13 protein-coding genes are annotated in these 12091 nt (G+C 41.7%); all 13 read left to right on the top strand.

Features of this window, described 5'->3' with window-relative positions; all coding sequences use genetic code 11:
• The first annotated feature begins 4 nt into the window (after positions 1–4).
• The 13 genes from nrfD (at position 5) to G7092_RS18220 (ending at position 12086) form a co-directional block, all read left to right on the top strand.
• Positions 5–1477: an NrfD/PsrC family molybdoenzyme membrane anchor subunit gene (gene nrfD / locus G7092_RS18160; protein ID WP_166091276.1), complete on the top strand. Its 1473-nt coding sequence runs from the start codon at positions 5–7 to the stop codon at positions 1475–1477.
• 5 nt (positions 1478–1482) lie between these two features.
• Positions 1483–2019, top strand: a complete 537-nt coding sequence (locus G7092_RS18165) for a DUF3341 domain-containing protein (protein WP_166091277.1) — start codon at positions 1483–1485, stop codon at positions 2017–2019.
• On the top strand, positions 2003–2587 hold the full coding sequence (locus tag G7092_RS18170; RefSeq protein WP_166091278.1) for a c-type cytochrome: 585 nt from the start codon (positions 2003–2005) through the stop codon (positions 2585–2587). Before G7092_RS18165 ends, G7092_RS18170 begins: the two co-directional genes overlap by 17 nt.
• Positions 2588–2600: 13 nt before the next feature.
• Positions 2601–3854, top strand: a complete 1254-nt coding sequence (locus G7092_RS18175) for a quinol:cytochrome C oxidoreductase (RefSeq protein WP_166091279.1) — start codon at positions 2601–2603, stop codon at positions 3852–3854.
• A 105-nt stretch (positions 3855–3959) separates the two neighbouring features.
• A complete protein-coding gene (locus G7092_RS18180; RefSeq protein WP_235953889.1) occupies positions 3960–5090 on the top strand; it encodes a cytochrome c oxidase subunit II in 1131 nt (376 codons plus the stop codon).
• Between the two features lie 18 nt (positions 5091–5108).
• Positions 5109–6998 (top strand): cytochrome c oxidase subunit I, encoded by a 1890-nt coding sequence (locus G7092_RS18185; protein WP_202985351.1) that lies wholly within the window; start codon positions 5109–5111, stop codon positions 6996–6998.
• Positions 6999–7097: 99 nt separating this feature from the next.
• Positions 7098–8159: a COX15/CtaA family protein gene (locus G7092_RS18190; protein WP_166091281.1), complete on the top strand. Its 1062-nt coding sequence runs from the start codon at positions 7098–7100 to the stop codon at positions 8157–8159.
• Positions 8156–9019 carry a heme o synthase gene (cyoE, locus tag G7092_RS18195; protein WP_166091282.1) on the top strand — a complete coding sequence of 288 codons (864 nt, stop codon included), beginning with the start codon at positions 8156–8158 and terminating at the stop codon, positions 9017–9019. Before G7092_RS18190 ends, cyoE begins: the two co-directional genes overlap by 4 nt.
• Positions 9016–9600, top strand: coding sequence for a cytochrome c oxidase subunit 3 (locus G7092_RS18200; protein ID WP_235953890.1), 585 nt, complete (start codon positions 9016–9018; stop codon positions 9598–9600). The genes cyoE and G7092_RS18200 overlap by 4 nt, the downstream gene beginning before the upstream one ends.
• Positions 9601–9621: 21 nt before the next feature.
• Positions 9622–10350 carry a cytochrome c oxidase subunit 3 gene (locus G7092_RS18205; RefSeq protein ID WP_166091284.1) on the top strand — a complete coding sequence of 243 codons (729 nt, stop codon included), beginning with the start codon at positions 9622–9624 and terminating at the stop codon, positions 10348–10350.
• 11 nt (positions 10351–10361) lie between these two features.
• Positions 10362–10706 carry a cytochrome C oxidase subunit IV family protein gene (locus G7092_RS18210; protein WP_166091285.1) on the top strand — a complete coding sequence of 115 codons (345 nt, stop codon included), beginning with the start codon at positions 10362–10364 and terminating at the stop codon, positions 10704–10706.
• Positions 10706–11401, top strand: a complete 696-nt coding sequence (locus G7092_RS18215; RefSeq protein ID WP_166091286.1) for an SCO family protein — start codon at positions 10706–10708, stop codon at positions 11399–11401. The genes G7092_RS18210 and G7092_RS18215 overlap by 1 nt, the downstream gene beginning before the upstream one ends.
• A 109-nt stretch (positions 11402–11510) precedes the next feature.
• Positions 11511–12086, top strand: coding sequence for a DUF420 domain-containing protein (locus G7092_RS18220; RefSeq protein WP_166091287.1), 576 nt, complete (start codon positions 11511–11513; stop codon positions 12084–12086).
• Positions 12087–12091 lie beyond the last annotated feature (5 nt).

Genomic DNA, 12091 nt, shown 5'->3' on the forward strand with positions numbered 1-12091 from the left:
ATATATGGCATCTCATAGTGAATCAATAATAAGGGAACCGTTAATAACGGGTAAAGACATTACCTATGGTCAGATCACTGACGATATATTACGTCCCGTAGAAAATATGCCGGGGAAAGCCTGGTGGATCGGTTTTACGGTAGCCTCGCTCGGAGCATTACTTTGGGTTGTTTCTATCAGCTACACCTTCTGGTACGGAATTGGATCATGGGGACTAAACAAAACAGTAGGATGGGCCTGGGATATCACCGGTTTCGTATGGTGGGTAGGTATCGGTCACGCCGGTACACTGATTTCAGCCGTATTGTTACTGTTCCGTCAAAACTGGCGTAACTCCATTAACCGCTCGGCTGAGGCGATGACCATCTTCGCAGTAATTTGCGCAGCCACCTATATCGGTGCTCACATGGGTCGCCCGTGGATGGCTGTTTATTCATTGCCTTTACCAAACCAGTACGGCTCATTATGGGTTAACTTTAACTCACCGCTGATCTGGGACGTATTCGCGATATCAACTTACTTTTCGGTTTCATTGGTGTTCTGGTATACTGGTTTATTGCCAGATATGGCCTCTATCCGTGACCGTGCAACAGGCTTACGCCGCCGTATTTATTCGGTAGCTTCATTCGGCTGGACAGGTTCAGTTAAAACCTGGCAGCGTTTTGAAACCGTATCCTTAATATTAGCAGGTTTATCAACGCCACTGGTACTTTCGGTACACACCATTGTATCCATGGACTTTGCAACCTCGCTTGAACCGGGATGGCACACTACCATTTTCCCTCCTTACTTCGTTGCGGGAGCTATCTTCTCAGGTTTTGCCATGGTGCAAACACTGTTACTGGTAACCCGTAAAGTATTAGGTCTGGAAAACTACATCACCATGTTCCACATCGAATCGATGAACAAAATCATCCTGGTAACAGGTTCGGTAGTAGGCGTGGCGTATATCACTGAGTTCTTTATCGCCTACTATTCTGGTGGCGAGTACGAGCAATACACCTTCTTAAACAGGTTTATCGGTCCGTACTGGTGGGCTGCCTGTATGATGTACGGCTGTAACGTATTGATGACCCAGATGATGTGGTCGAAAAAAGTTAGAACCAATATCCCAATTTCATGGGTACTATCTATCATTGTAAATATAGGTATGTGGTTTGAGCGTTTTGTGATCATCGTTGTATCCTTACACCGCGATTACATTCCTTCAAGCTGGGCCATGTTTTACCCAACCTGGGTTGACGTAGGTGTGTTTGTTGGATCTATCGGTATATTCTTTACCATGTTCCTGTTGTTCATCAGGGTAATGCCTTCTGTAGCTATTGCCGAAGTAAAATTACTATTGAAGAGCGCGAGTGAGCAGGCTAAGAAAAAACAAATTGCCGAAGGCCACCTTGATCCGGCTCACGTAGAATTCTACACGGATAATTTGATCAAGTTTGATAGTGTTGACCATTCTGAATACGAAAAAGCATAATAAAGATGAGTAATACCAAATATATATTAGGCATTTTTGATGATCCCGATGATCTGATGCACGGGATTGACAAACTACAAAAAAATAGTGTTCCTATTTACGATGTTTACACGCCAATGCCTATCCACGGTATCGACGCTAAACTGGGTATCAAGGATTCCAGACTAGGTTACGCGGCCTTCATGTTCGGCTGTATGGGTGGTACAACCATTTTTACTTTGGTTTATTACTTCCTGGTACATGACTGGCCAATGGACATCGGTGGTAAAAACTTTTTTGCCATCCCCGATTTTATCCCGGTAACTTTTGAGTGGACGGTATTATTCGCATCATACGGTATGGCATTTACCTTCTTTTTCGCTACGCACCTTTTCCCGGGTCGTGCGCCAAGAGTAATGGACCTGAGAGCTACCAACGATAAGTTTGTGATAGCTATTGACGCCAAAGGAAATATACCACACGAGGATATCAACACAATATTAAAAGAAGCAGGGGCAAGTGAAGTTAAGCATAACGACAGAAAATATGTTAGCTATGAATAAATTTAGAATATTAGGAACAATAGTTATCATTATCGCTGCTTCGATTGTAGTAACGTCGTGCAAAGATAAAAGGAGTACCGGATGGGAGTACGCCCCTAATATGTATGAGCATATCGCATACGATCCGGATCAAAAGAACCCGAATTTTAAGGATGGCAAAACCGCACAGGTACCGCCAGCCGGAACTATACCGGTAGGCTTTACCAAGTTTGATTATCCTAATACAAAAGATGGATACGAACTGGCAAGCGTTGAAGTAAAAAGTGTACTGGCTCAGACCCAGCAAAACTTTGCCGATGGCAAAATATTGTTTGAACACTTTTGCTCTCCATGTCATGGTGTTAATGGTCAGGGTGATGGTTTGGTAACCCAACATGGTTATCCGCCGCCGCCATCATATTCAAAAGGCCAGTCATCACGTGGTGGTGCCATGAAAGACTTAACAGACGGTAAAATATATCATACCATTACTTACGGTGTAAATGCAATGGGTTCATACGCTTCACAGCTGGCCCCTGAAGAACGCTGGAAAGTGATCATGTATGTTCACCATTTACAAACTTTATAAGAATTAGAACTGAATGAATACTCATAATAGTTTAGACGAGCAATTTGTTTTTACCGGAAAGGCAAAAACATGGAGTTTAGCTGCCATAGCCCTGGGAGTTCTGGCCATAGCCCTTGGTTTTTTAACTAATCAGGGTGAGCGTACATTTGCCAATTTATTGCTCATGGGTTATTATTTTACCTGTGTTTGTACGGCTGGTGTATTTTTCTGCGCTTTGCAGTATGTAGCTCAGGCGGGCTGGTCGGCTTCATTGCTGCGCGTGCCTCAGGCATTTGCCAGGGTATTGCCTATAGCTGCTCTTATATTACTGGTTATTATTATAGCTGGTTTAAATTTAACACATCATACCGAAATTGAAGGTAAAGATGTAGTAGCCCCGTACTTATACAAAATATGGCACCAGGCCGGTGTTACCACACCCGGCAGCGAAAATTACGATCCTGTTTTAGCAGGAAAATCGGGATTTTTGAATATGCCTTTCTTCCTGATCCGCATCTTTGTATTTTTAGGTGCTTATATGACATTTGGCTGGTTACTGGCTAAATACTCTGAAACCGAAGATGAACTGGGTGGCCTATTCTACTATAAAAAGAGCTTCACCATTTCGGCTGCGTTCCTGGTAATCTTCGGATTTACTCAACCCGTATTTTCTTTTGATGTAATCATGTCATTAGAGGCGCACTGGTTCTCTACCATGTTTGGTTGGTACAATTTCGCGGCCATGTGGGTAAGCTGTTTATCAGTGATTACCTTAACCATTATATTATTAAGGTCTGCTGGATATATGCAATGGGTTACACAGGATCACCTGCACAACCTGGGCCAGTTAATGTTCGGCTTCTCTATATTCTGGACTTATGTATGGTTTGCGCAGTTCTTACTGATCTATTACGCTAACATTCCTGAAGAAAGTGTTTACTTCCTGAAAAGATGGGAGCCTGAATTTAAGCCATGGTTCTGGTTAAATATCGTGATCAACTTTTTATCGCCTTTGCTGATCATCATGTCTCGCGATTCAAAACGTACCACAAGCGTATTGAAAGCAACCTGTATCATCCTGATTGTAGGTCACTGGTTAGATTACTTTATTATGATTATGCCAGGTACTGTTGGTGATAAAGTTGGATTTTTCTATATCGAAGTAGGTGTAGCCGTAGGATTTGCCGGATTGTTTACTTATTTGATGCTGAATGCTTTAAGTAAATTCAAATCGCTTATTCCTAAAAAACATCCGTTCCTGCAGGAGAGCCTTCATCATCACATATAATAATTGTTATTTTTGCAACAAAATACAGAATACCAAACTGACATTAAAATGGGATTCAGAAAACTTATAAATTCTAAAACATTACTATCGTTTATCACAGCGTTTATGCTTTTGGGCACAAACCTGTTGATGGCGCAAACAGAGGCAGCAGCAACTACCGGTGGGCAAGCTGATGCTCCCCAGGTTGATTGGACTGGTGTTGCGTACTATTTGCTATTATTTTTCCTGGTATGCCTTGGCGTAGCTGTAATAGGCAAAATTCTGAAGATATACGATCTTACGCTTAAAATACAAGGCAAAAAGGGAATGAAATGGAACACAGTAATGGCAGTAATTTGCCTGGTGTTCCTGATAGCAGGCTTATACGGCGCTTACTGGTCGTTCACGGTACAGGGTAGCATGACCCTGCCTGAGGCTGCATCTGAACATGGTGTTAAAATTGATGAGATGTTTACCGTCACTACAGTTTTAACCATGATTGTGTTTTTTATTACCCAGATATTGTTGTTTACATTCTTGTTTAACTACAGGCATTCAGACAAACGCCGTGCACACTTCTTACCGCACAACAATACCATTGAAAAAGTTTGGACAATTGCTCCGGCTATCGTTTTAACTGTATTGGTGGTGTTTGGCTTTTTTACCTGGCAAAAAATAATGAATACTACCGATACCAAAGGCGATATCAACATTGATATTACCGGTCATCAGTTTGCATGGGAGCTTCGCTACCCTGGTAAAGATGGGGTATTGGGGCCTAAAGATTTCAGAATGGTATCTGCGGCTAATAAACTAGGTGTTAACTTCAAAAAACGCAGCAGCTTTGATGATTTACAGGTTGATACCATGTACCTGCCGGTAAACAAATCAATCAGGTTAAACATCCAGGCATTAGACGTGATTCACTCTGTTTACATGCCTCACTTCAGGGTACAGCTTAATGCGGTTCCGGGGTTACCAACCTTCTTTAAGTTTACCCCAACCATTACTACCGCGCAAATGCGCACCCAGCTTGACGATCCTAAATTTGAATACCTGGTTTATTGCAATAAAATATGCGGTGGCGGTCACTATAACATGCAAAAAGTTGTACGTGTAGTTACCGAAGCTGAATACCAGGCCTGGCTGTCAAGGCAAAAACCTTACTTGAGCGATGCTTTAAGAAAAGAATTACATTTTGCCGCTGCGGATCAGCCAAAAACAGAGTCACAAAATAGGTTAGCGTTAAATAATTAATATAGAAAGAGAAGCGATATGTCAACATTAGCAGTTCACGACCACGGAGTAGCACATCACGACGATCACGGTCACGAACATCATCATAACCAATCGTTCCTGTCTAAATACGTATTTAGTATGGATCATAAAATGATTGCCAAGCAATTCCTGATCACAGGGATTACCATGGCAGTTATTGCAATGATATTGTCTATTTTGTTCAGGATCCAGTTAGCTTATCCTGATAAAACTTTTCCATTGTTAACCACATTGTTAGGTCGTTTTGCACCTAACGGTCGTATAAGTGCCGATTTTTATCTGTCACTGGTTACCATCCACGGTACCATCATGGTATTCTTTGTGTTAACAGCCGGCTTGAGCGGTACTTTTGCCAACTTGCTGATACCTCTTCAGGTTGGTGCACGTGATATGGCATCTCCGTTTATGAACATGTTATCGTACTGGTTCTTCTTTTTAGCCAGTGTGGTGATGTTATCATCATTCCTAGTTCAAAAGGGGCCTGCCAGCGGTGGTTGGACAATCTATCCACCCCTATCTGCATTGCCAAAAGCGATGCCGGGTTCGGGTGAGGGTATGACCCTTTGGTTAATCAGTATGGTAATGTTCGTAGCATCCTCTTTAATGGGTGGTATCAACTACGTAAGTACTGTATTAAATATGCGTACAAAAGGTATGGACCTTTGGAAAATGCCTTTAACCATCTGGGCTTTATTCCTTACCGCTATATTAGGTATCCTGGCATTCCCTGTGTTAGTAGCAGGTGTTGTGTTATTGATATTTGACCGTAGCTTTGGTACCAGCTTCTACCTGTCAGACATTGTGCTGAACGGTGTACAACAACCATACGAGGGTGGTAGCCCAATCTTGTTCCAGCACTTGTTCTGGTTCCTGGGTCACCCAGAGGTGTATATCGTAATTATGCCGGCGATGGGTATCTCTTCAGAAGTAATGTCTGTAAACTCACGTAAACCGATCTTCGGTTACCACGCGATGGTTTACTCTTTAATAGGTATTACCGTACTATCATTTATCGTATGGGGTCACCACATGTTTGTTACGGGTATGAATCCGTTCCTGGGCGGTGTGTTCATGATCACTACCCTGATCATCGCGGTACCATCTGCAGTAAAAACATTTAACTGGCTGGCTACTTTATGGCGCGGTAATATCAGGTTTACGCCTGCTATGCTGTTCGCTATCGGTATGGTGTCATTCTTTATCTCAGGTGGTTTAACAGGTATATTCCTGGGTAATGCTGCATTGGATATTAACCTGCACGATACTTACTTTGTGGTAGCTCACTTCCACCTGGTAATGGGGTCGGCAGCTATATTTGGTATGCTTGCCGGTGTTTACCACTGGTTCCCTAAAATGTTCGGAAAAATGATGGACGAGAAATTGGGCTATCTGCACTTCTGGTTAACCTTTATTGGTGCTTACCTGGTGTTTTTCCCAATGCACTTTATGGGTCTTGATGGTGTGCCACGCCGTTACTATGCCTTTACCGAGTTTGTAAGCATGCAGCGCTGGTTAACTGTAAATACCTTTATTACATGGGCGGCTATTATGGCAGCTTGTGCACAGGTAGCATTCTTGTATAACTTCATCTCTTCTATATTCATTGGTAAAAAAGCTACTCAGAATCCATGGGAATCAAATACCCTGGAATGGACAACTCCTGTTGAACACTTACACGGTAACTGGCCTGGCGAAATACCAACTGTGTACCGTTGGCCATATGATTACAGCAAGCCTGGTGCCGAAGAAGATTATATCCCTCAAACAGTTCCTTTCTCTCAAACCATGAGCTCAAACTTACCTCATGACTTTGAAGATAACCCTAAAGGTTTAGAAGAACTGAACAAGTTTAACAGTACGCTGAAAGCAAACGAACAAGTAAAATAATTTTAGTGGTAAGTAGTGAGTGGTGAGTTTGAGTTATGAGTTTTTAATCGGAAACTCACCACTCACTACTCACCACTCACTGTTATCTACTCTCCATTCATGGGCATATCTGCATCAAAAATCCGGTTCCAGAAAGTCACTCTCTTAACAATAATTATCCTTTTTGTTTTGATACTGGCCGGTGGAGTTGTGCGTAGCTCAGGTTCTGGAATGGGTTGCCCCGATTGGCCAAAATGCTTTGGAAGGTACATACCACCCACCAGCAGTGCTGACTTGCCAAAAGATTACAAGCAGAAGTATGTAGATAAGCGTTTGGCTAAAAATCAACGCTTTGCCAAAACCCTCGATGTATTTGGTTACAGTGAACTGGCCAAAAGAATCCGGGAAGACAAATCGATATTAGTTCCAGAAGAATTTAACGCCGAAAAAACCTGGACTGAATATATCAACCGCCTTATTGGTGCTATATCAGGTCTGTTTCTTTTTTTATCAGCTGTATATGCTTTTAGTTACTGGAGAGATAGTAAGAGAATTGCCCTTTTTAGCCTGTTTAATTTTGTACTGGTAGGCTTTCAGGCATGGTTAGGTTCTATTGTGGTATCAACTAATCTGGTATCCTGGATTGTTACAGTGCATATGCTGTTGGCATTGGCCATATTAGCCATACTGATATATACTTATCACCGGGCTAAAGTATTGGATGCTAAAAAAATAAATACAGGCGCACTGGTATATATCATTACAACGCTTGCTTTGGTAGCCAGTATTTTCCAGATAGCTTTTGGTACCGAGGTTCGTGATCAAATAGATGCTGTAGCTGCTCATTTTCAGGGTGGATACCGCAATAACTGGATCAGCAGTGTGGGCGAAATATTTACGCAGCACCGGGATATGGCGGTATTGGTATTGGTGCTCAATGTGATGTTATACGCTTTAATACGCAAAAACTTTGGTCGTCATTCTGTACATCAGCAATTGATGAGCTTTACTTTTTTAATGATCATGCTGCAAATAGTAACCGGTATATTATTATCCTACTGGGCCTTGCCACCGGCCGCGCAGGCCGCGCACATTGTGCTGGCGAGCCTTATTTTCGGGGCACAGTTCTATTTGCTTTTAAATTTATATAAACCAGTTAGTGTTAGGGGGATAAGTCGATGAATTGGAAGGATTTTTCAAAACTGGTAAAAATGCGGCTCACCATTTTGGTGGTATTTTCGGCATCTATATCTTTTTTGATTGGGAGTAAAGTTAATGGTCATATCGACTGGATCAACTGGATAAAACTAATCATAGGTGGCTTTTTGGTAACCTCGGCGGCAAATTGCTTTAATGAGATCATTGAAAAAGATCTGGATAAGCTGATGAAGCGTACCATGGATCGCCCTATACCATCCGGAAAGATGAATACCGGACAAGCGCTGGTTTTAGGCTTGGGTATGGGTATGGCCGGCACCTATTTGTTAGGTAGCTTAAACCTGTTAACCGGTTTGCTATCCGTATTCTCCATTTTGTTATATGCCTTTGCTTACACACCATTAAAGCGTAAATCGCCTATAGCAGTGTTTGTAGGTGCTATACCAGGGGCATTACCCCCGCTTATTGGCTATGTAGCTGCTCACGAAAGAATTGATGAGATTGCTCTGATCCTGTTTGGGATACAGTTTGTATGGCAGTTTGTGCATTTTTGGGCCATTGCCTGGGTGCTGGACGATGATTATAAACTGGCCGGCTTCAGACTATTGCCAACCGGTAACCGTAATGCCGGAAGTGCCATAATTACCTTTATATTTGCAATCATATTGCTGCCAGTAAGTTTACTGCCAACCATTTACGGTTATGGTGGTTATTATGTAGGCGGCGTATCTTTAGTTTGCAGTTTAATATTCTTATACCAGGCTTTTGGCCTGTTACGCGCACAGTCGGTAGAGGCGGCCCGCAAATTAATGTTTGGCTCCTTTATGTATTTGCCTGTAGTGCAGTTAATGTTTTTATTTGATTTTATAGGAAAAGTGAAATGATGGCTCAGATTCAAAAAAATAACGACAGGCTTGATCTGGCTCCCAAAAAATTCAACATGTGGATATTTATATTCACCTCGTTCATGTTTTTTGCGGCTTTAACCAGCGGGTTCATCGTTTATAGTGGTGGGAAGGGACATGGCCTTAATGTAATTATGCCCGATGCTTTTAAATACAGCACCGCCGTAATTATCATTAGCAGTATTACCTTGTTTTTAGCCTCCAAAGCAGCCAAACAATTGCAGTTTGCCAAACAGCGGCTATTTTTGTGGCTTACTTTTGCGCTGGGCGTAGCGTTTTTTGCCATACAGGTTTATGCCTGGTATGTATTAACCTACAAAATGAATGTGTATCTTACAGATCCTAACGCATCCCGCTCATTTGTTTATATCTTTACAGGGATGCACTTATTACACATAATTGCAGCTATATTGTTACTATTGAATACCCTTGCAGGTACATATAAGAACATTCCGCAGGTGCGTAACCTGTTTAAAATGGAAATGACCTCTATTTTTTGGCATTTTCTCGGAATTATATGGATTTATCTGTATGTTTTTTTACTTTTGAACCAAAATTAATACACCCATATTTAAGTACAAATGAGTACAGCAGTATCACAAATTGATGAAATAAAAACAACTCCATGGTCTGGAGGGAGATCACCCTTCAATGTGGAGTACGGAAAAATAATGATGTGGTTCTTCCTCCTTTCGGATGCATTTACCTTTTCGTCATTACTGATTTCTTATGGTGCATTACGTTTCAGCGCAAGCGTATGGCCGGCGGCCGATAAGGTTTTCCAGTCGATACCAGGTACTTCGGTTGATCATGGCGCGCCTCTGGTTTTCGTAGGTATCATGACTTTCATTCTCATCCTGAGCTCTGTTACCATGGTATTAGCTGTGGAAGCAGGTCATCGTAACGCTAAAAAAGAAGTGATTGGATGGATGATAGCTACTGTAATAGGTGGTTTCATGTTCCTGGGTTGCCAGGCTTTAGAGTGGAGTCACTTACACCATGAAGGTTTCTGGTGGGGTAGTACGCCAAGTTTACACGCCTTAAAAGAGTTTTTTGCTGAGGGTGTGGGTACAGATGCAACGCGTCATTTAACCGCTCAGGAATTTGCCAACTTATTCTTTACCATCACTGGTTTCCATGGTTTCCACGTATTTACGGGGGTTATCATCAATATAATTATCACCGTTAACGTACTGTTGGGTACTTACGAAAAACGCGGTAGCTATTTAATGGTTGAAAAAGTAGGTCTTTACTGGCACTTTGTAGACCTTGTTTGGGTATTCGTATTTACATTCTTTTACTTAGTATAAAAAATATTTATATGTCATCAGATTCACAAGAAGTTCACCACGAAGAAGGTGATCACGCAACAATGACTAAAGGAAGAATCATTAAAGTGGCTCTTATCCTGTCGGCTATTACAGCAGTAGAATTTATTATCGCTTTAATATTGGTGCCACATGGTTATTTGGATATAAAATATGCAAACCCGGTATACATTGTTTTAACCTTGTTTAAAGCGTTTTATATTGTGGCTTTCTTTATGCACTTAAAGTTCGAGAAAATGGGTTTGGCCCTTTCTATCATCGTGCCGATACTATTCATTATAGGTTTGATCCTGGTATTGACTAACGAAAGCCATCACTGGATCACGTTGAGGGGATAATGGCCGCTATAGCGAAAAAAATTGTAATCCTGGTGCTCATATTAGCAGTACCAGGATTTTTGTATTATTTACTCACCGCTAAAGGTAAAAACAGGTATAAGCCACTGGCTATTTACGGTCAGAAACTAGTAGCCAAAACCGGCCACAAATTTCATGGTAAGTATATACCCGATACTATCTATCATCAGCTGCCAGCTTTTACGCTTACCGCTCAGGATGGCAAAGCGGTGAGTGATTCCACCTTTAAAGGTAAAATATTCGTAGCCGGATTTTTTTATACCCATTGCCCTGCGGTATGCAGTACCATTAACCGCAACATGAGTTATTTGGTAGATACCTATCGCAAAAACAAAATGGTGTATTTTACATCGATTACGGTTGATCCGCAGCGCGATTCGGTATCGGTATTAAAAAAATATGCGGCTAGCTTTAGCCCGGCATCAAACCGTTGGTTTTTTTTAACCGGCGATACCACATCCATTTATAATCTGGCCCGTCAGGGTTTCCTGGTTAACGCCATAAAAGAAAACGACGACGATTTTATTTACAGCGATAACCTGGTATTGATTGACTCAGAAAAACGCATCCGCGGCTATTACAAAGGAGCCAGTACCAATGATATTAACCGCCTGACTGACGAGATCAAAGTATTAATTGCCGAGGAGCTGCGCAAAGTTGATAAACCGTTGTATTAGAGGTAAGAAACAAGGTGTAAGAATCAAGACAATATAGGATGCTTACACCAATTGATAAAACAAAAAATGAATCTTGACTCTTGTGTCTTGATTCCTGATTCTTAGAAAAATGTCTGATAAATTTATATTTCGTTTTGTGGCGGTTATTACCGTAGTAGTGATTGCATTGGTAGTTTTACTCAATCGGCACCTGATACCTGGCCCTGCTGTTGCGCCTGCCTTTACACCTTATTTGCCCATGCTTAACGCCATATTGAATGGCACATGTACCATACTGTTACTGGTATCACTGTACTTTATCAGGCAGGGAAATATACAGGTACACAAAAATCTGAATATTCTTACCTTTAGTTTATCGGCACTGTTCCTGGTCTCTTATGTACTGTTTCATTACCTTATGCGTAATGAAATAATATATGGAGATATCAATGGCGATGGCATATTATCAGATGCAGAAAGGGCGGCCGCTGGTGGCATGCGTACTTTATATCTTTGTATCCTTACCCCACACATTATACTGGCAGCAGGTGTATTGCCGCTCATTTTGCTCAGCTTTCACCGTGGCTTGCAAATGCAGGTAGCCAAACACAAAAAACTGGTACGCTGGACATTCCCGATATGGTTGTATGTAACCGCATCAGGCGTTATTGTTTATTTAATGATACGGCCGTATTATCATTTTTAATCCTG

Source organism: Mucilaginibacter inviolabilis (assembly GCF_011089895.1).
GTDB lineage: Bacteria > Bacteroidota > Bacteroidia > Sphingobacteriales > Sphingobacteriaceae > Mucilaginibacter > Mucilaginibacter inviolabilis.